General features: G+C 64.1%; 29 protein-coding genes. 15 read left to right on the top strand and 14 right to left on the bottom strand.

The features are described 5' to 3' along the window. Positions 1-26 precede the first annotated feature (26 nt). Together HPS36_RS15325 and HPS36_RS15320 are read left to right on the top strand one after the other, a co-directional pair. Entirely contained in the window at positions 27-1,034 is a 1,008-nt protein-coding gene (locus HPS36_RS15325; RefSeq protein WP_137717185.1) for an arsenic resistance protein, read from the top strand. Between the two features lie 110 nt (positions 1,035-1,144). Beyond that, positions 1,145-1,801 (top strand): peroxiredoxin family protein, encoded by a 657-nt coding sequence (locus tag HPS36_RS15320; protein WP_268898307.1) that lies wholly within the window; start codon positions 1,145-1,147, stop codon positions 1,799-1,801. On the opposite strand, the gene HPS36_RS15315 is transcribed toward HPS36_RS15320, so the two are convergent. The 3 genes from HPS36_RS15315 to merA form a co-directional block, all read right to left on the bottom strand. Further along, the gene (locus HPS36_RS15315; RefSeq protein WP_173230876.1) at positions 1,788-2,561 is read right to left on the bottom strand and encodes a DUF63 family protein; all 774 of its coding nucleotides are present in this window, start codon (positions 2,559-2,561) and stop codon (positions 1,788-1,790) included. The genes HPS36_RS15320 and HPS36_RS15315 overlap by 14 nt on opposite strands. 63 nt (positions 2,562-2,624) lie before the next feature. Next, the gene (locus HPS36_RS15310; protein ID WP_094552830.1) at positions 2,625-2,864 is read right to left on the bottom strand and encodes a glutathione S-transferase N-terminal domain-containing protein; all 240 of its coding nucleotides are present in this window, start codon (positions 2,862-2,864) and stop codon (positions 2,625-2,627) included. A gap of 135 nt (positions 2,865-2,999) precedes the next feature. Next, positions 3,000-4,469, bottom strand: coding sequence for a mercury(II) reductase (gene merA / locus HPS36_RS15305; protein WP_173230875.1), 1,470 nt, complete (start codon positions 4,467-4,469; stop codon positions 3,000-3,002). A gap of 76 nt (positions 4,470-4,545) precedes the next feature. Here merA and HPS36_RS15300 point away from each other — a divergent pair, with 76 nt between their 5' ends. Further along, a complete protein-coding gene (locus HPS36_RS15300; RefSeq protein ID WP_137717265.1) occupies positions 4,546-4,890 on the top strand; it encodes a winged helix-turn-helix transcriptional regulator in 345 nt (114 codons plus the stop codon). Positions 4,891-4,971: 81 nt separating this feature from the next. Then, complete coding sequence (locus HPS36_RS15295; protein WP_094552827.1) at positions 4,972-5,229, top strand: helix-turn-helix domain-containing protein; 258 nt, start codon at positions 4,972-4,974, stop codon at positions 5,227-5,229. A 16-nt stretch (positions 5,230-5,245) separates the two neighbouring features. Here HPS36_RS15295 and HPS36_RS15290 read toward each other — a convergent pair whose 3' ends face one another. From HPS36_RS15290 to HPS36_RS15270, 5 genes are all read right to left on the bottom strand, one after another. Continuing rightward, positions 5,246-5,518: a hypothetical protein gene (locus tag HPS36_RS15290; protein WP_137717266.1), complete on the bottom strand. Its 273-nt coding sequence runs from the start codon at positions 5,516-5,518 to the stop codon at positions 5,246-5,248. 122 nt (positions 5,519-5,640) lie between these two features. Further along, positions 5,641-7,629: a thiamine pyrophosphate-binding protein gene (locus HPS36_RS15285; protein WP_173230874.1), complete on the bottom strand. Its 1,989-nt coding sequence runs from the start codon at positions 7,627-7,629 to the stop codon at positions 5,641-5,643. A 91-nt stretch (positions 7,630-7,720) separates the two neighbouring features. Next, on the bottom strand, positions 7,721-8,812 hold the full coding sequence (locus tag HPS36_RS15280; RefSeq protein WP_173230873.1) for a sensor histidine kinase: 1,092 nt from the start codon (positions 8,810-8,812) through the stop codon (positions 7,721-7,723). Between the two features lie 253 nt (positions 8,813-9,065). Further along, positions 9,066-9,212 carry a hypothetical protein gene (locus tag HPS36_RS15275; protein WP_158293455.1) on the bottom strand — a complete coding sequence of 49 codons (147 nt, stop codon included), beginning with the start codon at positions 9,210-9,212 and terminating at the stop codon, positions 9,066-9,068. Between the two features lie 21 nt (positions 9,213-9,233). Beyond that, the gene (locus tag HPS36_RS15270) at positions 9,234-9,380 is read right to left on the bottom strand and encodes a hypothetical protein (RefSeq protein WP_158293456.1); all 147 of its coding nucleotides are present in this window, start codon (positions 9,378-9,380) and stop codon (positions 9,234-9,236) included. A gap of 78 nt (positions 9,381-9,458) precedes the next feature. Here HPS36_RS15270 and HPS36_RS15265 point away from each other — a divergent pair, with 78 nt between their 5' ends. Further along, positions 9,459-10,241, top strand: coding sequence for a methyl-accepting chemotaxis protein (locus HPS36_RS15265; protein WP_241991825.1), 783 nt, complete (start codon positions 9,459-9,461; stop codon positions 10,239-10,241). Between the two features lie 34 nt (positions 10,242-10,275). Here the strand turns inward: HPS36_RS15265 and HPS36_RS15260 are convergent, their stop codons facing one another. Continuing rightward, positions 10,276-10,581 carry a putative quinol monooxygenase gene (locus HPS36_RS15260; RefSeq protein ID WP_137717269.1) on the bottom strand — a complete coding sequence of 102 codons (306 nt, stop codon included), beginning with the start codon at positions 10,579-10,581 and terminating at the stop codon, positions 10,276-10,278. 313 nt (positions 10,582-10,894) lie between these two features. On the opposite strand from HPS36_RS15260, the gene HPS36_RS15255 reads away from it, so the two are divergent. From HPS36_RS15255 to HPS36_RS15235, 5 genes are all read left to right on the top strand, one after another. Beyond that, positions 10,895-12,463 (top strand): methyl-accepting chemotaxis protein, encoded by a 1,569-nt coding sequence (locus HPS36_RS15255; protein WP_235681779.1) that lies wholly within the window; start codon positions 10,895-10,897, stop codon positions 12,461-12,463. 115 nt (positions 12,464-12,578) lie between these two features. Further along, positions 12,579-12,944, top strand: a complete 366-nt coding sequence (locus HPS36_RS15250) for a DsrE family protein (RefSeq protein ID WP_137717270.1) — start codon at positions 12,579-12,581, stop codon at positions 12,942-12,944. Between the two features lie 177 nt (positions 12,945-13,121). After that, positions 13,122-15,542, top strand: a complete 2,421-nt coding sequence (locus HPS36_RS15245) for a PAS domain S-box protein (protein ID WP_137717271.1) — start codon at positions 13,122-13,124, stop codon at positions 15,540-15,542. 99 nt (positions 15,543-15,641) lie between these two features. Further along, positions 15,642-16,070, top strand: coding sequence for a winged helix-turn-helix transcriptional regulator (locus tag HPS36_RS15240; RefSeq protein WP_137717272.1), 429 nt, complete (start codon positions 15,642-15,644; stop codon positions 16,068-16,070). Further along, positions 16,060-16,488, top strand: coding sequence for a helix-turn-helix domain-containing protein (locus tag HPS36_RS15235; RefSeq protein ID WP_235681778.1), 429 nt, complete (start codon positions 16,060-16,062; stop codon positions 16,486-16,488). Before HPS36_RS15240 ends, HPS36_RS15235 begins: the two co-directional genes overlap by 11 nt. A 39-nt stretch (positions 16,489-16,527) precedes the next feature. Here the strand turns inward: HPS36_RS15235 and HPS36_RS15230 are convergent, their stop codons facing one another. Continuing rightward, positions 16,528-18,582: a glycoside hydrolase family 15 protein gene (locus tag HPS36_RS15230; RefSeq protein WP_137717274.1), complete on the bottom strand. Its 2,055-nt coding sequence runs from the start codon at positions 18,580-18,582 to the stop codon at positions 16,528-16,530. Between the two features lie 158 nt (positions 18,583-18,740). Between HPS36_RS15230 and HPS36_RS15225 the strand changes: the two genes are divergently transcribed. Next, positions 18,741-19,085 carry a thioredoxin family protein gene (locus tag HPS36_RS15225; RefSeq protein ID WP_235681777.1) on the top strand — a complete coding sequence of 115 codons (345 nt, stop codon included), beginning with the start codon at positions 18,741-18,743 and terminating at the stop codon, positions 19,083-19,085. Between the two features lie 56 nt (positions 19,086-19,141). On the opposite strand, the gene HPS36_RS15220 is transcribed toward HPS36_RS15225, so the two are convergent. Beyond that, the gene (locus HPS36_RS15220) at positions 19,142-19,348 is read right to left on the bottom strand and encodes a hypothetical protein (protein ID WP_137717275.1); all 207 of its coding nucleotides are present in this window, start codon (positions 19,346-19,348) and stop codon (positions 19,142-19,144) included. 478 nt (positions 19,349-19,826) lie between these two features. On the opposite strand from HPS36_RS15220, the gene HPS36_RS15215 reads away from it, so the two are divergent. Both HPS36_RS15215 and HPS36_RS15210 read left to right on the top strand, forming a co-directional pair. Continuing rightward, complete coding sequence (locus HPS36_RS15215) at positions 19,827-20,204, top strand: hypothetical protein (protein ID WP_137717276.1); 378 nt, start codon at positions 19,827-19,829, stop codon at positions 20,202-20,204. 109 nt (positions 20,205-20,313) lie between these two features. Further along, positions 20,314-21,342: an NAD(P)/FAD-dependent oxidoreductase gene (locus HPS36_RS15210; RefSeq protein WP_173230871.1), complete on the top strand. Its 1,029-nt coding sequence runs from the start codon at positions 20,314-20,316 to the stop codon at positions 21,340-21,342. 6 nt (positions 21,343-21,348) lie between these two features. On the opposite strand, the gene HPS36_RS15205 is transcribed toward HPS36_RS15210, so the two are convergent. Both HPS36_RS15205 and HPS36_RS15200 read right to left on the bottom strand, forming a co-directional pair. Beyond that, positions 21,349-22,635 carry a M20 family metallopeptidase gene (locus HPS36_RS15205; protein WP_137717278.1) on the bottom strand — a complete coding sequence of 429 codons (1,287 nt, stop codon included), beginning with the start codon at positions 22,633-22,635 and terminating at the stop codon, positions 21,349-21,351. Positions 22,636-22,639: 4 nt separating this feature from the next. Next, complete coding sequence (locus HPS36_RS15200; RefSeq protein WP_137717279.1) at positions 22,640-23,158, bottom strand: cupin domain-containing protein; 519 nt, start codon at positions 23,156-23,158, stop codon at positions 22,640-22,642. 103 nt (positions 23,159-23,261) lie between these two features. Here HPS36_RS15200 and HPS36_RS15195 point away from each other — a divergent pair, with 103 nt between their 5' ends. Then, entirely contained in the window at positions 23,262-24,236 is a 975-nt protein-coding gene (locus tag HPS36_RS15195; RefSeq protein WP_173230870.1) for a DUF3179 domain-containing protein, read from the top strand. A gap of 66 nt (positions 24,237-24,302) precedes the next feature. Here the strand turns inward: HPS36_RS15195 and HPS36_RS15190 are convergent, their stop codons facing one another. After that, positions 24,303-25,994, bottom strand: a complete 1,692-nt coding sequence (locus tag HPS36_RS15190) for a glutamate synthase-related protein (RefSeq protein ID WP_137717281.1) — start codon at positions 25,992-25,994, stop codon at positions 24,303-24,305. Between the two features lie 261 nt (positions 25,995-26,255). Between HPS36_RS15190 and HPS36_RS15185 the strand changes: the two genes are divergently transcribed. Further along, positions 26,256-26,669 carry a hypothetical protein gene (locus HPS36_RS15185; protein ID WP_137717282.1) on the top strand — a complete coding sequence of 138 codons (414 nt, stop codon included), beginning with the start codon at positions 26,256-26,258 and terminating at the stop codon, positions 26,667-26,669. Positions 26,670-26,686 lie beyond the last annotated feature (17 nt).

Genomic DNA, 26,686 nt, shown 5'->3' with positions numbered 1-26,686 from the left:
GCTACTGGTTCCCCTTTTATTCATCTATGACCACACTCTCGAAACAGCGGATTCAGCACAATCAGGTCGCGATCTACGCCGTCGCCGCTCTCCTCTCGGTTGGGGCCGGGTTTGGGCTCCCAAGTGCGAGCTCGGTCCTGGAACCGCTCATCAATCCCGTGTTGGCCGTGCTGTTGTACGTCACATTCCTCGAGATACCGTTCGTCCGGATCCGGCGTGCGTTCCGAAACGGCCGGTTCATGGCGGCTGCGCTGGGTATGAACTTCTTGGTCGTGCCGGTCGTCGTATTTGGGCTCACGCGGTTCCTCCCGCAGGAGCCGGTGATTCTCGTTGGCGCGTTCATGGTGTTGTTGACGCCGTGTATCGACTACGTCATCACGTTCACCGAACTCGCAGACGGTGACGCCGAGCAGATCACGGCCGCGACGCCGGCGCTGATGCTCATCCAGCTGTTGTTGCTCCCGCTGTATCTCTGGCTGTTCATGGGTCAGCAGGTAGCCGAGTTCATCGAGGCTGGGCCGTTCATCGAGGCGTTCGTCGTCATCATCGCGCTGCCACTGACGCTCGCATGGGCGACCGAATACTGGGCGGAGCGCTCCAGCCGCGGCGCCCAGTGGCAGGACACGATGGGATGGTTGCCGGTCCCGATGATGGGGGCGACGCTGTTCGTCGTCATCGCCTCTCAGCTGCCTCGCGTACAGGACTCGATCAAACAGATCGCGGCAGTCGTCCCCATCTACGTCGCGTTCTTGATCATTATGCCGCTCCTCGGTCGATTCGTGGCGGGAGTGCTTGGGATGGGGGCTGGCGAGAGCCGGGCGCTCGTGTTCACCTCCGTCACCCGGAACTCGCTGGTCATTCTTCCGCTGGCACTCGCGTTGCCGTCGAGCTATGCGCTCGCACCGGCGGTCGTCGTCACCCAGACCCTCGTCGAACTGACGGGGATGGTCGTCCTCACCCGAGTCGTCCCGGCGTGGTTAGTGCCAGAAGCTCCCAACCAACTCCTTGATCTTGATGTTGGACAAGGTGACTGAGCCACCTTCGATCCTACAAACGAAACCGTAGGCTTCGGTCAGCGGAGCTCGTGGCGTTCGTCCGCGAAGCCAACCGTGACGAGGTACTCGAGGAATTCGCCGAACCTGAACTGGAGGCCGCGTATCGAAACCTCGATGAGGATACGTTCGAGCAGCTGGCGGTCGGTGCGGCCGCGCCGTTGTTCGCGTTGCCGGACATCGACGGAGGGAGATGGGACCCCGCGGATGCGATCGGGGACGGCGAGTGGACGGTCCTGATCTGGGTGTTCGCCGACTGGTGTCCAGTCTGTCACCGCGGGTTCGACGAGCTGATCGAGCTTCGCGACGAACTACACGAGGCGGACGTCAACGTGGCGACGATCGAGTGTCACGGCGGCTACCGCGGCCGAGTGATGGTCAGACGGGAGCTCGAACCGGAGTACTGGTTCGCCGAGGAGTCGTTCATCGAATCGTACGCGGAGCGGATCTGGTGGCCGCACCTCCTCGACCGCGCGGGAGCGGTCGGCGCGAAATACGGCGTCGATCCGATGTCCTACGCCGTCCACGCCGAGTATATCAACCGCCCCGCGACGATCATTCTCGACCCGAACGGCACCGTTCGCTTCGCGTATTACGGAACGTTCTGGGGCGATCGGCCGTCCATCGAGGAGACTCTCGAAATGATCCGGTCGAAGGAGTTCGAGTTCGAGCACCCGGAACGACGGCACGTCGCGTCTGAGCGATTCCCCGGGCCAGCGGAATACGAATTTGCGGTTAGGGAATCGTGAGCGCGAACAGGGTGAGATTGTGAACCGCAGGGAGGAGACCGGCACCACCGGCGATGACGAGCAGACCGGCGGTCTCTCGGCCGACATAATCGCTGTCTCTGTCGAGGACAGCCAAGACGAGCAGGGCGGCCGCGATTTTCACGAGCAGAAAGAGCACGACGCCGGATGGGCCGATGCCGTCTCCTGCCTGAATGATCGTCGCGGAGATCGGATTCCGTTCAATCGTCCCGAGGTGCCGGAGTCCGATCCCAGTGGTCGTCCCGTCGAGGACGTGCGCGAAGAGGACTCCGCCACCGAGCCACCCGTGGGTGGACAGACGTAAATCTCGAACCCCTCGCAGGACGGGTCCGGTGATACCGAACGCCAGCACGATTGCAACGGCGTTCCAGACGAGAACCCGCCAGTGGAGTGCCCCAGTTGCGAGGAGACTCGCTCCGCCGACGGCGATAGCTGTGAGGACGCCGCTCACGGCCGTCCATCGAGAGACGTCGTTCACCCCGACGACGTCGAGTATCAGCCACAGCCCTGCAACTAGCCCCGTAACCGCGAGGTACACCGTTGGGCTCTGAACGAATCCAGCGGTCAGTCCAGACAAGGGTACCGAACGGCCGACGGCAACCGCGACACCGATGACGGCGAACCACGGAAGCGTCGCCGCGATATCGGCCCCGGTCACGGCGACGTGGCGACGGGGAAGGGCCCACGCTATCGAGACAATTGAAATACTAGCGAGGACGAACGCGACGCCGGAGTCGATCATTTTGACGGGTTTGGACAACCGTACGTGGGGGACCGCCGCTCCCGGCCGTCGTCTGGGACCACGTCAGGTGTACGTCTCCTCGAGGTAGGAGACGATGTCGTCGCTCTCTGCCAGCCCCTCGATCCCGTGTTCCGGATCGACGAGCACCGGGACCCCAGACTGTCCACTCACGGATTTTACTTCGAACCGGAGAAATCGGAATGGGAGTACGTTGTGCGTCTCGTATTCCAGGCCCAGTTCGTCCAGTTTGGTTTCGACCTTCGCGCAGTACGGGCAACCGGGGAGCCGGTAGAGTTCAAGCATTAGAACTGGGTAGATAGTGAGCGCAGCCGCATTAAACACTCTTCGCGGCTGTGAACTGAATTCACACGAGCGTGTGGCTGGCGGGACGAACGGACAAACACCGCCGGAATCTCTCGTGATTCCTTCGGAGACGACTCACTCGATACAGCAGCTCATCGTCGACGTATCCCTGCGGAACGCCTGACACGCTTGCTTGAACGCTTCGCTGAACGTCGGGAAGGGGTGAACAGTATCGATGATGTCGTCGACGGTGAGGCCGAACTTCACCGCCAGCGTCGCTTCCATGATCATGTCGGCGGCACGGGGGCCGACCATGTGGACGCCGACGATCTCGTCGGTCTCGTGGTGCTTGACGACTTGAACGAGACCATCCGTGTCCTTGACGGCTTTTGCCCGTGGTACATCCCCCATCTGAACCGTCCGGCACGAACAGGTCCCGTGTTCCTCAGTGTACTCCAGTTCAGTCGTCCCCACCGAGGCGACCTCGGGGCTGGTGAACACGACCGACGGGACCGCGTCGTAGTCGATACTGACGCCCTCGTTGCCGAAGGCGTTCTTTACGGCGTGATTGCCCTCCTTGGCGGCGGCCGTCTCCAGTTCGGGCTCGCCGATCACGTCGCCGGCGGCGTAGATATCGGGGTTCGTCGTCCGGAAATGGGTGTCGACGTGGATCGTCCCGTCGTCGTTCGTTTCGATTCCCACGGTTCCGAGGCCGATCCCCTCGCTGTTCGGCCGAACGCCGGTCGCTACGAACAGCGCGTCGCCGGTGACGGTGCGCTCGGCGCCGTCGACGGTCACCTCGACGGCGACGCCCGACCCCGTCGCCTCGGGGCCGGCGTCGGTCCCGCCGTCGGTCGCCGGGCCGCGGACGCGCTCGAAGTCGGTGCCGGTGACGACCTCGACTCCCTCCTCCTCGAAGGCACGTTTCACTTCTCGCCCGAGCTGGCCTTCCATTCCGGAGAGGACGCGGTCGGAGCGCTGGAGAACCGTCACGTCGACGCCGACGCGGTGGAGGATCTGCCCCCATTCGAGCGCGATGTAACCGCCCCCGATCATCACGAGCCGCTCCGGGAGGTCGTGCTCCTCCAAGATGGTCTCGCTCGTACAGTAGTCGACCGCGCCGAGGCCGTCGATAGGCGGCGCCCGAGGTGAGCTTCCGGTCGCGACGAGCGCCTTCTCTCCGGTGATTCGGGCCCCTTCGTCGGGACCGTCGACGACCTCGATAGTCGTGTCGTCGGTCAGCTGGCCGTAACCCTCGTAGACGTCGGTCTCGAACTGCTCGGCGACGTCGACGTAGTTCTCCCGGCGGAACCGGTCGACGAGTTCGTCGGTGCCGTCCAGCGCGGCCGCCCAGTCGACGTTCGGCTCGCCGTCGCCGTACCGGACCGCGTCGAAAGGATTGTCGCGGGGCGCGAAGGCGCTCTCCGCGACCGCCAGCAGCCGTTTGCTGGGGACGCAACCGACGTTCACGCAGGTCCCGCCGATCGGGAGGCCCGCGTTCACCATCGCCGTCGACAGCCCGCGGCGGTCCGCCTCGGTGACGGCGGCGAACGCGGCCGCCCCGCCGCCGAGGATGACCAGATCATAGGAGTTTGCGTCGTCCATTTGATCTTGGTTTAGAATACGAAGTGTTTAAACTGTGAAGTCCGAAGCTATAGAGTAACTCCGAGGCTCCAAAGCTATGGCAGATACGACACCATCACCGCCCGCGTGCGACGTCGACGGAACGTGCTACTGTCCGCTGACCGGCGTCATTACCGTGTTGAGTCGGAAGTACGCGATACAACTGATAAGCATCGTCGGAGCGCACGAGTCGCTCCGGTTCGCCGAGATCGAGGATCACCTCCCCGGCGCCAGCACTTCGACCATCTCGAAGCGGCTCGACGAGTTCGAGGAGGCGGATCTGATCACCCGAACGCAGTACGACGAGATCCCGCCCCGCGTCGAGTACGCGCTCACCGAGGAGGGCGACGAACTCCGGACGCGGCTCGAACCGCTCTTGGAGTGGGCCGCCGCGACCGAGTGACTCCCGGCGGCGACCGATCGTGCGGACGGACCACACGATCGCTCGGTGGTTAAGACGGCTCGTGCGCTACCTCCGCACGGAATGCCGGACGAATTCACGCTCTCGGCGCAGTCGGCGCCGGACGCCCTTGCCGACCTCTCGCCCAGCGCGAAGCTGGTGGCGAAGACCCTCGACTACGAGGGCGAGAGCACGCAGTCGGCGCTCGCCGAGTCGACGCTTCTCCCCCCGCGGACCGTTCGGTACGCGCTCGATCAGCTCGAAGAGGCCGAGGTCGTTTCGTCGCGAATCTCGTTCGCCGACGCCCGAAAGCGGATTTACTCGCTCGAAATAGAGGCGTGAGCGACCCGGCCGCGCGCTATTTACAATCGGTTTCGCAGTCGTAGGTCCTGCTGTACACCCAGTACCCGCTCTCGGACGGGGGCGTCAGCGTGGCGAGGTCGAGCGACACTCGGAGGTCGCTCTCGGCGTCGTGCGTTTCGACGAACCGCCAAGCGCCGCCCGGTTCCTCGAGGTCGACGCGATACTGCCAGACATCGACGCCTCGATCGTCGACGTAGATCGCGTAAGAATCGGGGACAGCGGTGTCGCGGTTCGGGGTGGGTCTCTCCCGAGCAGTGTCAGTTCCCATGTCCGATAGTCTCTCAATAAAAATTAATACGTATCGCGTCCGGTCACCGGCTGGACACGCGAGCGGTGGATTTATTGAATATAGGCGTCTCGGAGACCGCAGCTACGCATCGAGACTGGCGTTCACACCGGATCGGCATCGGTGAGGATTTCGACGAGCGCGGGACCGTCATGGGCGATCGCCTTTTCGAGTGCGTCGTTGAGGTCGGCGGGGTCGTCGACGAAGAGACCGAGGCCCCCACAATTTTCTGCGAACGCAGCGAACTCAGGGTTGACGAGGTCGGTCTGCCAGACGTCCCAGCCCCCGGTCCGCTGCTCTTTGCTGATCTTCCCGAGTTCGTCGTCGTTCAACAGGACGTGGGTAACGTCCATGTCGTACTTCACCGCGGTCGTGAACTCACTCATGTACTGGCCGAAGCCACCGTCGCTGGATACCGAGACCACCTTGCGACCGGCGAACTCCGACTCCGGCTCTTGGGTGGCTGCCCACGCGCCCAGCGCCGCCGGGAACGCGAATCCGATGGAACCGAGGTACCCCGACATGAGTACAGACTGGTGTTCCGGCTCGAAGTACCGGCCGAACGCGTAGGTGTTGTTCCCCACGTCGACGGGGATGATCGCGTCGTCGGGAACGAGTCGGGTCATCGCCTCGAAGGCAGTGGCGTAATTGACGCCGCGCTCGGGCGTCTGCTCCCGCCGTGTCGCCTTCTCTTCGCGCCAAATTTCCCAGCGGTCGGCGAGCTCCTCGCGCTGGTTTTCCGCCGCGAGGTCGTCCCCAAGCCGTTCCTCGAGCTCGTCAACGGTGACGCCGATCTCGCCCCACACCGGCACGTCGATGCCGTGGAATTTCCCGAGCGTCATCGCGTCGTAATCGACGTGGATCGTCGGCTTGTACTCGGCAATCCCGGTGTGATTCGAGAAGCTCGCGCCGAAGACGGCCAGCAGGTCCGCCTCGTTCATGAAGTGGCTCGCAATCGGGGTCCCGCTCCGGCCGAGTACGCCCCCCGCGAGCGGGTGCGAGTCGGGAATCTGCCCTTTCGCCTTGAACGTCGTCAGCACCGGGCAGTCGAACCGCTCGGCGAGGTCCACAATTCCGTCCATCTCGAAGCGGGCACCGTGCCCGACGACGATCACCGGCCGCTCGGCAGTTTCCAGTAGTTCTACCGCATCCTTGAGGGCGCTCTCCGGGGGTGTGATCTCGCGGTCTGTAATACGTCCCTCCGGGTCCCCGGGATCGACGCCCTCGGCCGACTGGGTCTGGATTTCGTCGGGAAAGACGAGGTGTGAGACACCGCGTTCGAGGATCGCAGTCTTGGCCGCCCGAGTCGCGAGTTCGGCGTGGTCGCTGTCGGGGAGGACGGTCGCCTCGAACTCAGCAACGTCGCCGTAGGCCGCCTCCAGATCGACTTCCTGGAAGTTCCCTGTGCCGAGCACCTGCGACTCGACCTGTCCGGTGAGCGCGATCGTCGGCGAACGGTCGACGTTCGCGTCCCACAGTCCGGTGAGCATGTTCGTCGCACCGGGGCCGGCGATGGAGAAGCACGCCGCCGGACGGCCGGTGAGCTTCCCGTACGCAGAGGCGGCGAACGCGGCGGCCCCCTCGTGGCGGACGCCGTAATAAGCGAGGTTTCCCCCGGCCGCTTCGCGGCGGAGCGCGTCGGCGAGCCCGAGATTCGAGTGCCCGACGATCCCCCACACCTGCCGGACCCCCCAGTTGACCAGCGTCTCGGCGATCACATCCGACACCGTCCGCTCGTGCGGCTCCTCGTCGGGGAATCCAACGTAGATCCCGTCCTCGCGCACTTCGACCGGGAACGTCTCGACGCAGTCGTCGTGGGATCCGGGTGTTTCCCCCGTCAGCGGGTCGAAGTCCCAGCCGTGCCACGGACAGCGGAGCAGCCCGGTTTCGATAGATCCCTCGCCGAGCGGTCCGCCTTGGTGGGGACAGCGATTGTCGAGCGCCCCATACTCGCCGTCTTGGTGAGTCATCGCGACTGTCGTGTCGCCGCAGGTTACCGGCTTCACCCGCCCCTCGGGGAGTTCGTCCGGACCGAGCGCCCTGTGCCACGTCACGTTGCCTCTCGAACCGTCTGGAGACGAGCGTTCGGCCATGAGTTCGTCAGCCGCTCCGAGAGAGATTAAAACCGCGGCGGGTGTTCGACCGCATCATCCGCTCGCGGCAAATATATGTGGGTTCACGCGGTCAAGAGTCGATTCCGGTGACCTCGAACCGGGTTCCACCGTTCGCGGACTCTCCGACTCCGATTTCCCAGCCGTGGGCCTCAGCGATTTCGGCGACGATCGCGAGCCCGAATCCGGTCCCGTCTCCCGTAGTCGTATGACCCCACTCAAAGATGTCGTCCCTGTCTTCCGCCGGAATGCCCGCCCCGTCGTCTTCGACGTAGAAACCGTTCTGTTCCGGTCCTTCCAGCACCCCGACTCGGACCGTCACCGACGATCCTCCGTGATCGCGGGCGTTCTCAAAGAAGTTCACAAAAAGCTCGTAAAGCCGGTCTCGGTCCGCTTGGAACGTCGTCGAGGACTCAATCTCGAGTGTCGCCGGCGCCATATCGCAGTCAGTCCAGACGGTCTCCGCGATCGCCGCCAGATCGACCTCGGTCCGCTCGTGAACCAAGTCTCCCTCCCGGGTGAGCTGGAGGAGTTCCGACAGCATCTCTTCCATGCGATCGGCGGCGTCCTCGATCGCGTCGAAATGCTTGACATCGCCGGTTTGTCGGGCGAGTTCCGCGTGCCCTTGAATGATTGAAAGGGGGTTCTGGAGATCGTGTGAGACGATACCGGCGAACCGGTCGAGCCGTTCGACCTTCTCTTCTAATTGCCGGCGGTTCCGGACGCGATCGGACACGTCCCGGAGCATCGCGACCATCTGCTTCGGTTCGGCATCCGCCGCGGCATCGGCTCCGTCTGCCGGCTCCAGCGCCGCTCCGGATATTTCCGTCTGGACCTCGTCTCCGTCCTTCGTCAGGCAAGTCAGGTCGTCGGTGAAGCCGGTTCCTTCCGTTTTGACCTGCGAAATAAACTCCTCGCGAACCCGGGCGATGTCGTCAGGATGGATGTCTTCGGGCTCCATTGACAGGAGCTCTTCGCGGGAGTATCCCAGCAACTCGCACGCCCGCGGGTTGACGTCGACAAACGACTCGGTCTCAAAGTTGACGATCATGATGGCGTCGTTGTTGTGTTCGAAGACCTTTCGGTACCGCTCCTCGACCGACGACCGGATTTCGTGGGTTTCCCCCGTCTCGATGTCACCCTCGTCCGTCGATTCGTTACTCATGTATCAGCCACCCCTGCCTGAGAGTTTGGTGTCTGTTGCGGACGGCCGGGATCCACCGCACCCTTCGCTGCGAACTAAACCCTATCACGTCTCTCTGAGACGTGTTTGTCCCCGAATAATATAATATTTCACAATCTCAAGAGATACGAATCACTCGCGACAGTTATTCGATGGTTACAGATATGAAACGATACCTGCTCTCGTCTCTGGCCTACAATTTCACATTACACCGCGACACCGCCTGAACCGCGATTTATTCCGGCTTCCGAGCGTCATCGTCGACAAACGTTTCACAGGTGAGGCAGTACTCGCGCTCTTTTTTTAATTCCGAGGGCTCGATGATGGCGAGCCTGCTTTCCGTCTCGTCCCCGCAGGTCGGACAGGTGGCGTCTCCGCTCATGATTCGATCTGACCTCTGAGTCTACGCTTCGTCCCCGAAGTTCTCCTCGTAGGCGTCAGGGTGATTCTTTTTCGCGTGGTCTTTCAGTTCGTCGAGCGTGTCGAACGTCGCGCCGCAGTCACACGCGTGGATATCGCCGTCGTCGTGGTCATGCTCGTGGTCAGACATCGCATTTGATAATATGTGGACCACGATTAAATAGCCCCCGCGGGAGTGTATGGCAACCGCCTCAGCGGGAGCACACTCATGAGTCGACAATCACACAATCGAAACGGGCGTGACGGATCGGACGGAGCGGCCGATCCGGAGGGAAAGACGCCGCTCTCGACGCTCACAGCCGAGCACGCGAAGCTCCTCTCGGAGATCGGGACGGAACTGAGCGAGTCGAGCGACGCGATCGAGTCGCTGTCTCGGGGTGCCGCGGAGGCGAACGAGTCAAGTTCCGATACGGCCTCGCTCGCGGAGACGGCCCGAGGGTCGGCCCGTGAGGCAAACGCTGATGTCGACGAAGCCAAGGCCGCAGCCGCCGCGGCCGAGGAGAAACTGGAGTTGCTCCGCGAGACAGTCACCGAGATCGACGACATCGTCGCGATGCTGAACGAGATCGCCGACCAGACGAACATGCTCGCGTTGAATGCCTCGATCGAGGCCGCGCGTGTGGGCGAGGCAGGCTCGGGCTTTGCCGTCGTCGCAGACGAAGTCAAAGACCTCGCCGAACAGGCACAAGAGCGTGCGACTGAAATAGAAGCGACCGTCGAGGAGGTGCGCTCAACCGCGGACGAGACGATAGACCAGATCGAAACTGTCGACACGCGTACGGACACTGCGGCAGAATCGATCACAGACGCGGTCGACGATCTCGACGGAATCGCTGACAGCGCAGTTCGAACCTCGGAAAACGTCGACGAGGTGAGCGAGACGACACAAGCGTACGCGGACGATCTTGACCACATCGCGAGGGATGTAATCGACGCGATCAGTCAGGCGAACGAGATTGACGAGCGGACGAACCCTTCGGCGGAGCAGTAATTCGGTTTGATGGCGGCTGACTGGGAGCCTTCGTTTAGAGGTCCATCTCTGCCGCCGAATCGACTTCGAACCGGGTGACCTCCGGCTCGCCCGCGAGCAGGTCGGGCAGCGCCGCCTCGAACTCCTGAAAGTGGTCGGTCTGTGAGTGCGCCTCGAAGGCGGCCTCGTCCTCGTACTGCTCGAAGAACCGGACTACATTCGGGTCGTCCACGTCCGTCGCCGGCCGGTAATCGATCATCCCCGGCTCGGCGCGGGATTTCTCCGCGAGGTCGGCGATCAGTTCGAGCGCCTCGTCGCGCTTCTCGGGATCGAGCGGAAAGACTGCGTGTAACACAATCATGCGATTCTCTTTCGTCGGTTGCGACGCATAAACTCTCGCCGCGAGGGCATTCGACTCGGGCAGACGGAGGGTATCAACCGATCCCGAGGCGACCCCCGACGTGAGCCGTGAGAAACGCCGTTACGTCGCCGTTACCCATGAGACCCGTGCGTGATAATCGGCACCGACGAATTAAATCGGAGACTGTCACAGCCATCCACATGGACTCGCGACAGATCACTGTCTGCGTCTCGCTTGACCGCCGCTGGAGGTGGAGAGCGTGACGTCCGATCAAAACCGCCGCGAAATGGTTCGAAGTCGACTTGTCCCCGCCGTGGTGGAACAGAACCGACTCGTCAAGTTCGGCCTCTCAATTGCCTTTGTCATCGCTGTGATTGCGGTAACAGGCCTCTTTACTATCCGACAGACGGCCGGGGTAGTCGACCCGGCCGCACACGCCGCCGTGACGCGAAATATCCTCTTGATTATCGGCGTCGCCATCGTCGGCCTCGGGGCCGTCGGAATGGGCCTCGCACGGCCGACGATCCGCGAACTCGACGAACTCGGCCGACGGGCTGAAGCACTAGAAAACGGCGATCTCGATGTCGATCTGGAACCGAAGACAGACGACGAGATCGGCCGGCTATACGAGTCGTTCGACGCGATGCGGACCGCGCTCAAGGGTCGCATCGAGGACGTGGAGGCAGAGCGGAAGCGCGCCCGTGAAGCCAAACGTGAGACAGAAAGATTTGCCGACACGCTCGAGACGCGCGCTGAGGCTTTTGCGGGAACGATGGGAGAGGCCGCAGATGGCGACCTTACCGTTCGGCTCTCGGTCGAGGGCGACGATCCGGAAGCGCTCCACGAGATCGCAGACGCGTTCAACGAGGCGCTGTCGGAACTGGAGACCACGGTCTCCGACGTGCGTCGCTTCGCCGACCAGGTGGCCGACGCAAGTGACGCGATGACGACGAGCGCAGAAGAGGTCGCCGCGGCCGCCCAGGAAACGAGCGGGTCGATAGACGAGATTTCAGCCGGCGCGGAGAAACAGAACGACCGGCTCGTCGAAATCGCCGGCGAAATGGAGACGATGTCCTCGACGACGGAGGAGGTTGCCGTTTCGGCCGAACAAGTCGCGGCGACGTCTGAACGAGCGACCGAACTCAGCGACGAGGGTCGGTCGGCGACGCGACGTGCTGTCGAGGAACTCCATGCCGTCGAAGAGCGGTCCCGGTCTGCGACGGAGGCCGTCAGCCAACTCGAAGACGGCATGGAGCGGATCGGCATCATTGTCGACACGATCACCGAGATTGCTGATCAAACGAATCTATTGGCGCTGAACGCCTCGATCGAGGCAGCACGGGCCGGCGAGGCAGGCTCCGGATTCGGCGTTGTTGCGGATGAAGTCAAGAGCCTGGCCGAAGAGACGAGCGAGGCCGCCGCAGAGGTCGAGTCGCTCATCGCGGAACTCGAAGAGCGAACCGACGAGAGCGTGACGGAGATGGCGGCGATCCGCGAGCGGATCGATGCGGGTGTAGACACGGTGGAAGCTGCGGAGGCCGCACTCGCCGATATCGACGCTCGCATCACAGAGGCAGATGACGGTGTCAAGGAGATTTCTGACGCGATGGATGAGCAGGCCCGCGCGGTCAATGACGTAACGACCTCAGTCGACGATGTCGCCGAAATCAGTCAGCAGACCTCGACAAACGCTTCGTCGGTCGCAGCTGCCGCTGAGGAACAAGCTGTTTCCTCGGACCGTGTCTCCGAAAAAGTCGAGGGACTCGCCGAGCGCACGACACGCCTTCGCGAGTCGCTTGCGACATTCCGGACCCGTGACCGCACGGAGCCGGCAGAGGTCGGAGGAGAATCCGACAGCTCGGCGTCAGTTGCCGACGACTGATGCGGCGTCGCTCTCGAATTCACAGGTCCGGTTGATTCCCCACACCGTAACCGCAACGTAACAACATAACCCAGCTCCCCGATAGCGTTTATATAAATACTCTCAGCTAATCTGTATGGGAAAGTACGCGGTGTTGCTCAGCGCGGGCCCGGACCGGACCGGGAGCGCGCTCAACGGGGTGGAGTACGCCCTTCGGCTCGCCGACGGTGGCCACGACGTGCGGGTGTTTCTTGACGGGGCGGCGACTAGATGGCCGGAAGAGCTTGCGACCCGGACCGATCATCCGCTCCGCGACGGGCTCGACAGGGTGGTGGCTGGAGACGTTGAGATCGCCGCCTGTGCGTACTGTGCGGCCGCCTTCGACGCGACGACGGGCTGTCAAACGAACGAAATCCCGCTTCTCGGCACGGCCGGCGAAGAGCACGGTCCGGACATCGCGGCCCTCGTCGCCGACGGCTACGAGCTGCTCACAATGTCTTGACTGCCGCGCGGTCGGGGGCGAATCGGTCTACAAACGGAGCAGACCGAGTGCTTCGGGGCTTGACCCCGACGGTCCAATTTATTATTTCGCGGTTGGTTTCTTAAGTATGCGCGCCGAACGGAGCAACTGAGTGGCACGCCGAATGATCAATAAATATTCTCCGCTTGACCAGTCGGCATGAGCGACGCGCCCGAATCCGGTTCCGTAACGGGTGATGACCCGGAGTCAGCAGTTTTTGAACAGCTGTTCGAGCACACCCCTGACGCGGTACTCGTCATCGATACAGAGGCGAATCGTATCCTACGGTGTAACGACCAGGCATGCGAGTTGCTCGGGTACGACCGAGACCACCTCCTCTCGCTCGGCCCACCGGATATCCACCCGCATGATTACGATGTTTTTGAATCGTTCGTCAAGCGCGTCAACGATAGGGGAAGCGGGTTCACCGCAGAACTGTCGTGCCATACCCGAGACGGCGATATTGTTCCCGTCGACGTCACTGCGACGGCCGTCCAGTTCGGTGGGGCTGACCGGATACTCGCGATCGTGCGGGACGCATCTACACGGACGGAACAGGAACGAGAACTACGCCGCCGATCGGCAGCGATGGCCGCGGCGGATGATGGGATCGCCGTACTCGATGCGGACGGCGTTGTCGTCCACGCGAATGCTGCCTATGCCTCGCTGTTCGGGTACAATAATCCGGACGCTATCGTCGGTAGGTGCTGGGATGAGTTGTACGCGGCCCCGGATCGGTTCGAACTCGATTGTCGACCGACCGTCGTCGATTCAGGGGAGTGGCGCGGCGAACTGACGGCCTCCCGAACGAACGGCGACGATCTGCCAGTCCGCGCGTCGGTGACGAGTCTTGAAGACGGCGAGTTCGTCTGTGTCGCCCGCGACGTGAGCACAGAGCGCCGTCGAGAGCGGCGACTTACTGGGGTGACTGAGGCAAGCGGCGAACTCCTCGCCGCTGCCGATCGCGACGACGTGAGCCGAACCGCAATCCGGACTGTCGTTGACGCGCTAGGGCACGAGGTCGCGTGCGTGCGGCTGTACGACCCCGACACCAACGAGCTGGTGCGGACCGCAACATCGGACGCAGCCGCGGCGCTCGTTAAACAGGCGGTGGCCTACGACCTCAAATCGTCGAACGCCGGTGCGGCGTACAGAAGCAAGGAGACGGTCCGAAACGAGTCGAGGGCGGACGACGCGTACACCGACGACCCGTGTCGGGCCGAGGCCCATGTACCGCTTGGCGAGTTCGGGGTTTTGAGTGTCTTTGACCGCGAGGAGCCGTTGACGGATGGAGATGTCCAGCTGATCGAACTGTTTGCCGGCGTCGTCCGCTCGGCATTGACCCGCGCCGAGCGCGATGAGCGGCTCCGGTCTCGCCAGAATCAATTGGAGCGACGTCGCGAGGAGCTAACCGCTGCGGACCGGTTCAATTCTCTCGTCACTGAAGTGATTCGTTCAGTATTACGGGTGACCAGCGGAGCAGCGGTCAAACAGTCTATTTGTGAGGATCTCGCCAAATCGTCGCTGTACGAAGCAGCGTGGATCGCGACCGTCGAGACGGGAGACGACGCCGATGCCGTAACGATCGACTCCAGCTCAGTCGCGACGGATTCGTTCAGCGAAACCAACGCGGAGTCATTGCTCACGTCACCGTTCGCGCGCCAACTAGTCCGACAAGCCAGCGAAAAGGACGCCGCAGTCGTCCAGCGGCGACGATTTGAGTCCGCAAACGAGACTGCGCCAAACGACGACATGGAGTCCATCGCCGCAGCAGTCCCTGTGGCCTGTGGCCGACAGCGGTTTGGCGTGCTCGCCGTGGCTGGGACCGAAGAGAGCGGATTCTCCGAGACGGCACAAAGCGGGCTCGAATTGCTCGGGGAGACACTCGGATTCGCCATCATCGCCGACCGGCGCCGAAATACATTGATCGAGAGCGACGCTGTTGAATTAGAATTCTCGTTTGCGAGCCCGCTGGCCGACCTGTCCGCCGCGTTCGGCTGCCGCTGTGACCATTTAGGAAGCGTCGTCGATGGCGACGATACGCACGCGTACGAGACACGAATTACGCACGGAGACTTCGACGAGATTCAGGCCTTCCTCAATAAATATCCTGAAATTCGCGAGTGCCGACTCGTTGAGTGTCGCGGCGAGACGTGTCTCGTCGAAGTCACGGTAGCGGGCGCACCGCCGGGGCTTCTCGCCGAGGCCGGATTCGGCCTGGTGTCACTCCACGCAAGCAACGGCGAGACGAGGCTGATTGCCGAAGTCCCAAGCGACGAGGATGTCACACGCGTGGTTGACGCGCTCTCAGAGTACTGGGACAATGTCGAACTGGTCGCCAAGCGCCAAACTCCGACCCGCGGGGCGGACCTCCCGATCCCGCCCGACAGTGCGGCGGGCCTCACCGACAGGCAGCGGTCGGTGCTGGAGACCGCCTACGAGAAAGGATACTACGATTGGCCCCGCGACCACACTGCTGAGGAAATCGCCGAGAGCCTCGATATCGCCTCATCGACGCTCCATCAGCACCTCCGTGCGGCGGAGCACGTGCTGGTCTCATCGTACGTCGACGATGAATGAGTTTTATATAATGTTGACCGACCACCTATGTGTCTCGGTATGCCTCCCCCGAGACACGTAGCGTGGGTGATCATATTGGTGGCGCGTGACTCTCCCTATATGAGCACTGAGCAGATCCCGCTGTCCCGACTCGACAGCTCACACGAACGCACGCAGCGCGTCCTCATTGAGGTCGCAGATGTCCTGGGTCACAAATGGCATCCAGTTATTCTCACGCAGTTGCTGAATGGGGAGCACACGTTCAGTGAACTCAGCGCGGCCATCGACGACGTGTCGAACAAGATGCTCTCGGATAGTCTCTCGACGCTCGAGGCCGAGGGACTTGTCGATCGGAAGGTGGTGAGCGAAAAGCCAGTCCGAGTCAAGTACACATTAACTCCTCGAGGTAAAGAATTAGAATCGGTTCTCGATCCAATGCTCAGGTGGGGCCGAGAATATTTATTTAATGGTGAGGTCGATGAAATGCGGAAGCCGACCGGCCCGCGTCTTCCGGATCGCTCAGGCGAGGAGGTGGCAAATGATGAGTAGTCGAACTGACTTGTCATCAGATATTTCACCCGACAACCAAGCTGAGCGCGGAATTGCGCGCCGGGCAGCAGAAGCCGACGAGACCGAAATTTCAGTAAAAAAACCCACACGCGAAGAGGTGCTCCAAACGGTGTTCGGCCTCGGAGTACAGGACGTTCGCACGTATGACGCCGTCGTGGAGATTACTGGAGCAACAGCCAGTGAGCTTAGCGATCACCTCGACCGCGACCGCAGCAATGTGAACCGGTCGCTGAAACGGCTCCGCGAGACTGGTCTCGTGACCCGGGGCCGGCGCCTGCTCGATGAGGGCGGCCACGTCTACCAGTACTACGTCGATGACGAAATGTCAGAGGATCCTGTCACCCACGCGGTTAATAAATGGAAGTCTGCTGCGCTAGACGCTGTCGGACCGGAATAGCGCTCCGTTTCCCCGGAGCACTCCGAAGCCTTCTATCACTTAATCAGTTCCACCATCAGGTGCCAGTCCAAAAGCCTTGTTGCGGACGTGGTTCTCAACAAGGAGCAGGTACGTCGCCTGACTCCACTGGAGGTTCGAGTTCCACCTCACTTGCCCGGTCCCGTCCACGCGCTCGGGCAGGAGCCCGGCGGTAGTCGTCCACTCGTGGGCGTCCTCAAACACGTGGTCGGCGACTGCGTCCGGATCCCTCCCGCCGAGCCAGCGAGCGGCGTCGGCGTATGCTTCACAAAGCGGCCAGCCACCGTCTTCGACGGTGCCAGTCGGCGTGTAGCGGTCGCCGGGATACCGCCCGAGGCAGGGGGAATCGCCCGCGACCCACGCCTCGTCGTCAGCGGCGGCGAGTGTCGCGGCGACGGAATCGCTGTCTGAATCGACGACGTTCCACGGCCAGACGGTCATGAACGCCGCCGCGTCAGGCCGAGCGTCAGCCGACGGGTCAGACGGCGTTTCAGGGCTGTCGGCCGTGACGAAAGCGTCGCCGTACGGCGTGGATTTGAAACAGTATTTTTCGAAATTATTGGCCCACACCGCCGCCCGCTCGCGACACTCCTCGGCGAACCCCTCGTCACCGTGTGCGTCAGCGAGTTCACCCATCGAACGGAGTCCAGCGATCGCCGCCGCGGTGCCCTCCGTGCTGTGGCCCCAGATCTCCTCCCACGGGTCCTGGTGCTTCTTTGGGAAGCCATACCCGTTGTCGTACGAGAGGAGGAACTCGGCTGCGCGGCGAGACATCTCGTAGTGTGCGTCAAGCAGATCGTCGTCGCCCGTCTCCTGCCAGACGAGCCAGTGGGCGTATATTGGACCGCCGATTTGGTCGAGTTGAAGTGCCCGCCAGTGAGCCTCGCCGGTGACGTAGTAGTTCTGCCACCACGTCCCGTGTCGGTCGATCCCTCGGTCGTCGACGACGTCACCGGTGATCTGGTTCTCGTCGAACCACCGGAGCGCGAGCCGCGCCTCGTGCTCGGCCCCGGCCGCGATCAGCGCCTGCGTGATGATAACCTGATCGCGCGGCCAAATGAATTTGTACGTCATGTCGCTCGGTTTGAACGCGCCGGCGATGACGCCGCAGCAGCCGTCCTGTGCGCATTTCATCGCTGTCAGCGATCGCTCGTACAGCTCGTTGACCGCGGGGTCGTCAGTCGGGCCGTCCGACACCGTCTCGTGCCACTCCTCCCATGCCGTCGCGAAGGACTCCCGCTCCGACTCGTACCCGCGGTCGAGGAGCCGGAGGGCATGCTCGACCGCAGCGTCCTCGCCGTAGCCGAACCCGACTGCCGTGAGCCAGGACGCTGCGTCGGTCTCGCCGACGTACTGCCCGACGCCCACGTCGAGATTCCCCACGCCGCGCTCGGTGTCGTCGACGAAGCCGTCGTTGCCGCTGTAAATATCTGCCCACGCGCTCCGGTCGGGTCCCTCCGTGACGCCGGTGTGACCGATCCGGCGCCCGTCGAACCCGCGGTCGCCGTCGCGCCCCTGTGCGAGTGCCAGCCATCGGTCTCCATCGGTGGCGACCACTAGCTCGGCGCCGTCGCGCTCCATAACGAACGCTTCTTGAACCGCGTTGGGATCCTCGTGGTCGTGGCCGTGGATCCCGAGGTCGGCGACGGTGTAGAACGTCCGCTCCGCGACCGTTTCGAACTCGGCATCGATCTCGATCAGCAGGCCGCAGGTGTCGACGCTCGCGACCACCCGCTGCGTGAGCGTCCCGGTCGATCCCTCCTCGTCGAAGCGATTCTCGAGAGTGATCTCGGGGACTTTGCTCGACGCGTACGAGACGTCACTCTCGATGGCGTCGTCGCGAGCGTCCAGCGTGTGCCCCTCGTCGGCGTTCCACGCGAGCGCGTGGAGGTCGTAGAACAGTTCGATGTCCGACCGGAACGCCGAGGTCTCCTCGATGATCGCCCCGTGACGGCCGCGATCGGGATTGTCATATCGGTTCGCGGTCAGCAGCACGTTCGCACCCTCCTCGCGCGGCGCGCTGAGGATCGCGTCCTTGTCGCTCGGTACCGATGGCGCGTTTGACTCGACTGGCATGGCCGAAAGACGGCGGATGAGCGAATAAGTGCGATGCGAAAATGTATCCACGTTACCATTCGGCATACAATACGAGCTCGGCTCGCGGTGAGCCGAGGGTAACCCGCTTACCCCGCGGTTTGGGAAGGAATATGCCGTTTCGAGCCCTCCGTTCGAGTATGTCATCAGACGCGGCTTCCGGCGACGACGCATCGGTCGGCGGAATCATCGACGTGGAAAGTACCGAATCATTCAACGAGGCGATCGCGGAAAACGACCAGGTCGTCGTCGACTACTTCGCTGACTGGTGTGTCCCCTGTAAGCAGCAGACGCCTATCCTCGAGGAGCTGTCCGGCACGATCGACGCGCCGGTTCTCGGCGTCGACACCGACGAACACAACGGGCTTGCCGCGGAGGCGGGCGTCCGGTCGATCCCCACGGTCGCGGTCTACCGCGACGGCGAGGAGGTCGAGCGGTTTGTCGGCGTCACAGGCGCCGACAAGATCCGGGCCGCGTTGGAGTGAGGGCGGGAGAGTATCGGACCGCTCCTGCCGGACGGCAGTAGAGTGATCGGGAGGGCCTACGCGCTCTCGTTCCGCAGATCGGCACGAACCGCCGAGGACAGAGCAACTCCCAGGACGCCGACCGCAGTCGCGACGTTCAGGTAGACTGTCGGCCGGGAGAACCCGACGGCCACCCAAACGAGAAGCGCCAGCGCGACGACTATCGCTCCCGGCCGCGCCCACCGTCGCCGCGTGTAGAGCCCGTAACAGACGATCGACGACACTACACCGAACAACAAAAATAACGCGAGACTGGGAAGGAGGAAGTTCTCGATCGGCGCGTTGTCGAGCGGCCCAGCAACCCCACAAGTTCGCCAGAAGGTACTATCAGTAGAGCTGTGCCACCGACAAGCGCGCGAACCGTCAGCTCACCGAACAGCAGGAGCAGGAGCCAGAACGAGACCTTACGGCCACGAAGCCTCATTGTTCAGGCTCGGGACGGTTCCTTCACAAAAGTTAGCAATTCTTGACAGGGTCCCACGCTCTCACAGGGGTTCTCTCGACCGGGAGGCAATGAACTGCGACGGCTCGCCGACGTTGTTCTCGGTGCGAGCGAGTTTCTCGTATCTATCACGGGATTACGGCCGGGACGACGGCTTTCCAGCGGTGTGTGACACGCTTCGTGGATGAGATCGGCTCGCGTGTGCGACGGAGGCACACGCCCGTTATGGTTACTTATAGTAACCGCACGTCTTCATTCGTATGGACGAGAGCATAGACCACACGAACAGAGACGACGGGACAAACGACTGTACGACGACGGGGTCATTCGACGACCACGGAATCGATGACGGGTCAGAACTGATCCGGCGCACCTACTACCGACTGGTCGCCGACAACCGGGACGCGTTCGAGCCGACGGATCGGTTCCTCGACCGCCTCGCGGACGCGTTCACGCGGGCATACCTCACTGCGACTGGCGCATACGAACTCCCGCCGCACGTCGCGGCCGCGATAGACGACGCCCGCGTCTGGGCAGAGGTGGAGTTTGCGGACGAGCCCGACGCCGACCTACGCGGAACAGTGATACCGGCGTTCTACCGGCACGCCGCCGGCTTCCACTGCGCGTACCGGGACTAGCGGGGCGGACGACCAAACGGGAGAGTGCGTGGACCGATTATAAATAGTCGGCGTCTGTGCGGTTCGGCAACAACGCACGTTTTTGCTCCTCGCGCGAGACGGGTGTCATATGTCTGAGGAGCTACCGACGGAGTCGTACGACGTGGTCATCGTCGGCGGAGGTCCCGCCGGCCAGACCGCGGCATTGTACAGCACCCGATTAGGTCACCGGACCGCTTTAGTTGACCGCGGCGGCGGTCGCGCAGCAATGATGCAGGAGGTCCACAACCTGATCGGCACGCGAGAGGAAACGAGCGGGAACGAGCTACTCGGTGTCGGAAAAGAGCAGCTAGAGGAGTACGGCTGCGACCTCCACCGCGACGTGATCGCGTCGTGTAATCGCACGAGCGACGACGACCGCATCGCGCTGGAGGGCAACAGTGCGGTGTACGAGACTGACGCGGTCGTCCTCGCGACGGGCTTCAACGACGTGCGCCCCGATCCGCCGCTGCCGCGGACGGGACGAGGGCTCCACTACTGCCTGCACTGCGACGCCCACATGTTCGTCGACAAACCGGTGTACGTGATGGGGCACGCCGAGAGCACCGCTCACGTGGCCGGGATCATGCTCAATTTCACCGACGACGTCGACATCCTCACGCGGGGCCATGACCCAGAGTGGAGCGACGACACAGCGGAGATGCTGGAGAACCACCCGATCGACGTGGTCCGTTCGGATGTCTCCGGCGTACAGAACGGCGAGGACGGCTGGCTGAAGGCGTTGGAGTTCGAGGACGGGACGACCCGGGAGTACAAGGGCGGGTTCGCGATGTACGGCTCCGAGTACAACAACGGACTGGCTCGCGAGCTCGGCTGCGATCTCAACGACGACGGGACCGTCGACGTCGGCGATCACGGCGAGACATCGGTCGACGGCGTCTACGCTGTCGGCGACGTGACGCCGGGCCACAACCAGCTCCCGATCGCGCTTGCCGACGGCGCGAAGGCTGGCATCTCGATCCACTTCGCGCTCAGGGAGTTCCCGCGAACGCCCGAGGCGCTGCGGGAGGCGGGTCCCGTCCGCGACGAGGAGGTCCCCGGCATCCCGGACGAGCTACTCGAGCAGGCGGTCGACTTCCACACGTACGGCGGGGACTGACCGAATTCAGCGGTCGTCGGACCCGACGGCTCCGCCGTCGAGCCGAGCCGCGAACTCACCGACGAGCCGCGCGTACGCCTCGGCATTCCGGTTAAGCGCGTCAACCGTTGTGTATTCATCGACCGCGTGGGCGGTGTCCGTTCCGAAGCCGAACTCCACGGTCGGAATCCCGTCGTGGCGCAGATCCTTCGCGTCGCCGCCGCCGGTGGCGCTTCGCCGGTAGACCTGCCCCTCGACGACCGACTCCGCCGCAGCCGTACTCGCTTCGACCAGCGGCGAGTCGACTGGCTCGTAGCTCCCGCGACTCCACGAGACGTCCGCGATTGAGATCCCCTCGATTCCACCGAGACAGCGCCGGATCGATCCGAGCGCGTCGCGAGTCTCGACGGTCGCGGTCAGTCGGATGTCGATCTCTGCGCGCGCCGACACCGGGACGGCGTTAACCGCGCTCCCGCCCTCGATCACGCCGAGGTTGACCGTCGGATACCGGAACAGATCGCGGACGGTCTCGGCGTTTAGCTCCTCCTCGTGGAAGCCGACCGACTCTTCGACGATGGGCTCCATCTCTGGGTCGACATCCAGCTCTCGGGTTCCGAACTCTCGTTTGAGCCGGTCGATCGCGGCCGTCAGTCGGTCGATAGCGTTGATACCGAGCATCGGCCGCGAGCCGTGTGCGGCCTCCCCGGTCGCCTCTAACGTCAGCCAGATGGCGCCGCGGTCCGCGATCGACACCGCGCAGCGGCTGTCCCGCGAGGTGGTCTCCCCAATGACGCAGGCATCGGGTGCGAACTCGATCGCCTCTCTGACGCTCGGCAGGCCGGCGTCGCCGCCGGTCTCCTCGTCGCTCACGAACGCAAACCGTAGGTCGACCGGCGGCGCCGAGTCGGACTCCGCGTACGCGAGCGCAACATGAACCATGGCGGCGACGGCGCCTTTCATATCCGTCGCGCCCCGTCCGTAGAGTCGGTCGCCGTCGCGCTCGCCGAGCGGGTCACGCGACCACTCCGTCTCGTCGAACGGGACCGTGTCGAGGTGGCCGACGAAACACAGCGTCCGCTCGGCGGTGCCGGGCAGCGTCGCGACGAGGTTTGGCTTCTCCGGGTCTACCGCGATCAGCTCTGGCTCGACGCCGGCCGCCTCCAGCCGCGACCCGATCCACGAGACCGGCGCCGCGGTGTGGCCCGGCGGATTGGCGGTGTCGTGGCTTAGGAGCGTCTCCGCGGAGGAGACGAGCGCCTCCCGGTTCGCGGCGAGGAACCTCTCGACAGAGTCCGGAAGACGTTGCCGCGTCATCGACTCACGGCACCTCTCCGTCCATCGATCCGCGGTACCAGCGCCCCGTCTCGGTCCCGCACTCGGCGCACCGGGTGACGACGGCCTCGCGGCCCGTCGCCTCGCCGTCGCCCGGTTCGGTGACGCGGTCGAACTCGCTGTCCCGATCGGCGTCGCAGTCGGGACAGTACCGGAGCCGCGGCATCTCGCCGTACTCCAACGGAGCGCCGAGCGCGAGTGCGCGGACCGGCTCTTCGCCCCGGTTCCAGCCGCGTTGGAGTTCGCCGCGGTCGAACCGCACGACCTCGTTTTCGCCCACCTCGACCGGACCCTCCTCGGTCTCGAATGTCGCGGTGCCAGAAACAACGTAGAACGCCTCCTCTTGGACTTCGTGGCTGTGGTACGCGAATGCGAAGCTGTCGCCCGGGTCGAGCTCGTAGTAGTTCACGGCCATGTCCGTCAGCCCGAGCGCGTCGGTGAGCGGTCGCATCACCGCGGCCGGCTGGAGCGAGTTCTCCACGTCGTCGACGCGGACGCGTTTCATACCTGCCTGTCCAGGGCCAATCGAATAAACAGCGCGGCGCTGTGCGGCGGCGGACCCAATCCGCGGACGACCGAATTATATTAGACGAACGCCAGTCGCCGACGTGAACGTCCGACGAGTCCTCCCCCGAGACGCGATCCCGAGCGTCGACGAGCCTCGGTTCAGCGGAGCGTACGACGGAGACGCCGACGACGCGGTCATCGCCGTGACCGACGCAGATCCGCCGCGAGCGTATCCGGTGCGGTACCTCCAGTTCCACGAGATCGTCAACGACGCCCTCGACAGCGGCGACGGCGGCGATCCGATCGCCGTCACGTGGTGTCCGCTCTGCGGAAGCGCGGTCGTGTACGACCGGAGTCACGCGGGGCGGACGCTCGAGTTCGGCGTGTCCGGGAAGCTTGCGGACGACGACCTCGTGATGTACGACCGGGAGACCGGCAGCGAGTGGAAACAGTCCACCGGCGAGTGTCTCGCCGGCGCGTTCGAGGGCGAATCGCTCGCCGTCCGCCCGGCGGCAATGCTCTCTGCTCGGGAGTTCCGCGAGTCGTACCCGGACGGCGTCATCCTCGACCCGCCGGGCGGAGAGAGCGAGGCGGCGAGCGACGACGACGAGCCCGCCCCGATCGACTACGCCGAGTCGCCGTACGAGGCGTACGCCGCGGGCGAGGGGTTCGGGCTCGCCGCGCATCGAGGCGCGGCCGACACTCGGGGGTGGGACGGTCCCACGGACCTCGACCCGAAAACCGTCGTGTTGGGCGTCGAATTCGACGGCGACGCACTCGGCTTCGCGTTCTCCCGAGTCCGAGCGGTCGGCGGCGTCGCACGAGCGACGGTCGGCGAGCAGGACGTCGTCGCCTTCGCGACGAATGACAGTATCCACGGGTACGCGGACCCCGGTCACCGTTTCGAGATGATCGACAGCGGCGTCTCCGGCGACGGGACGATGTGGGACCCGACCACTGGCGCTGCGGCGGACGGTCGTCGACTCGAACGACTACCGACGCGACGACTGTACGCGTTCACGTGGCTAGACGACCACGGCCCCAACGCGTTCCACCGGCCCGACTCGCTCGACTGAGCTGCCGGTCTCCGCTGAGTAGGTGCTCTCTGTCGAGCCCACCGTTCACCGCCGACGTTCCGTCGCTCACCGCCTCTGTCCCGCCGCGCCCACGCCCCCGTACTCGACGCCGGTGAGGTCGGCGATGTCCCGCTTCCACGTCGTCAGGTCGCGACGCCCGAACTCGGTCAGCGCGTCGTGACCGCAGGCGCGGGCCATCACTTTCATTAGTTTCACTGTCGCGGCGAAGTAATTGGCGAGCCCCTGGGCGGCCGAGTCGATCACGAGCCGGTCGCGAAGCCCCTCTTTTTGTGTCGCGATCCCGACCGGGCAGTTGTTCGAGTCACAGGCGCGCATTCCGAGACAGCCAATCGCCTGCATTGCGGCGTTCGCGACCGCGACGCCGTCGGCGCCGAGCGCCAGCGCCTTGATGAAGTCCGACTCGGTGCGGAGCCCCCCGGTCGCGATCAGCGTCACGTCGTCCGCGTCGCGCGCGTCGAGGTGGCGACGCGCCCGCGGAATCGCCGCGATCGTCGGCACCGAGATGTTGTTCTTGAACACGTCCGGCGCCGCGCCCGTTCCGCCGCCTCGCCCGTCGAGTATCAGGTAGTCCGCCCCCGCCTCCAGGGCGAAGTCGATATCGTCCTCGACGTGCTGCGCCGAGAGCTTGAACCCGACGGGGATGCCGCCGCCGACCTCGCGGACGCGGTCGGCCATCGCCGCGAAGTCGTCTGGGGTCTCTAAGTCGTCGAACCGTGCGGGGCTGACGGCGTCGGTGCCCGGTTCGAGATCCCGAACCTCCGCGATCTTTCCTTGGACCTTCTCGCCCGGGAGGTGGCCGCCGGTACCGGTCTTCGCGCCCTGTCCGGTCTTGAAATGGAACGCCTGTACGTCCGCGACCTTCTCGATGTCCCAGCCGAACTTCCCGGTGGCGTACTCGTAGAAGTACCGCGAGTTGACCGCCTGCTCTTCGGGGAGCATGCCGCCCTCTCCGGAGCAGACCCCTGTCCCGGCCGCGTCCGCGCCCTTCGAGATCGCGACCTTCGCCTCCTCGCTCAGGGCGCCGAAGCTCATGTCGCTGACGAACACCGGGATCTCCAGTTCGAGTGGGTTCTTCGCGTTCGGGCCGATCACGAGTCCGGAGTCGACCGGCGCCTCGTCGTCGAGGGGAGTCCGGTCGAGCTGGGCCGTGAGGATCTGGAGGTCGTCCCAGCTCGGGAGTTCCGTCCGCGGGACGCCCATCGCAGAGACGCTTCCGTGCTCGCCGATCCCCTCGGGTCCCTCGCGGGCGAGCTTCTGGATGTAGTGCGTGTGCGGCTCCGTCTCCCCTTCCGGTTCGCCGTAGAACTCGGGGTTCACCGCAGCGTCCACGTCGTCCGCCCCGTCGGCGTCGTCCGGGAGGTCGTACGGCTCCGGGTGGTCGGCGGCCCACTCGGCGACCGCCGCCGCGTCGACGTACACCGCCGCCTCGCCGTCGCCGTCGGCCTCGACCCACGCCGGGAACTTCTCTAACCGCTCTGAGTTGTCGTACTCGCTGATCCCGGTGTCGTACCGGTAGTCCCAGCCGTGGACGCCGCAGATGAGGTCCTCGCCCTCGACGTGCCCGTCGCCGAGGAGCACGCCCCGGTGGAGACACCGGCCGTACAGCACCGACACCTCGCCGTCGTACCGGACGACCACGAGGTCGACGCCGGCCGCCCGGGCGTGGGTGGGCTCCCGGTCTCCGAGGTCGCTCCACGTCGCGACCCGCTCGGGATCGCGTGCGCTCTCGGCGCTCATCGGGCCCGTCGCTCCTCCGTCAGGCCCGTGCGTCCGTCGCCGCTCGTGCCGCGCTTCGCGTCGCCGATCACTGGCGCCATTGACGACCGTACCCACCGGCTCGCAGAGTATAACGCTCCGGTGAGCGTGACGTAACCGCCCCGTCGAACGTCGGTCCGTGGCCGGTCGACAGTCAAGTACCGTGAAAAGAAGTCACACGAACGTAACCGGGTCACATGCCCCTCAGCGAGCGTTTATATGCGGTGTCGCGTCGTGGAGGGTATGGCAGCCGAGACCGAAGCGGCCGCGTTGGAGCCGCTCACGACCGCCGAGATGGAATCGACGATGGCCGGGATCAAGCGCATGCTCAAGATCGGGGCTGCGTTCGCCGCCGTCGGCTACCTGTTGGTCGGGTTCGCGCTCTTCGTGGAGATCACCGCGTTCCACCCACTGTTGGAGGAGTACTTCGCCACGCACACCGGGTGGAGCCTCGCCGGCGGCGGCGCGGACCGGGCGGGCGAGACCGCCCTGAATTCGCAGCTCGCGACGATCCACTCGTTCCCATCCGTGCTGTTGTGGCTGAAGCTCGGCGGCGTCGCGCACGTCCTCGTCGGGATCTTCGTCGCGCTCGCGGCGATCGTCCGGACGCTGGCGCTGATGCCGCACCGACTGGCGTACGAGATGGCGGACGAGTAGGTTCGTACCGCACGCTC

Source organism: Halorubrum salinarum, assembly GCF_013267195.1.
Classification (GTDB): domain Archaea; phylum Halobacteriota; class Halobacteria; order Halobacteriales; family Haloferacaceae; genus Halorubrum; species Halorubrum salinarum.
Note: the sequence above shows the minus strand (reverse complement) of the source record. Positions and strands in the feature narration are given on the sequence as shown.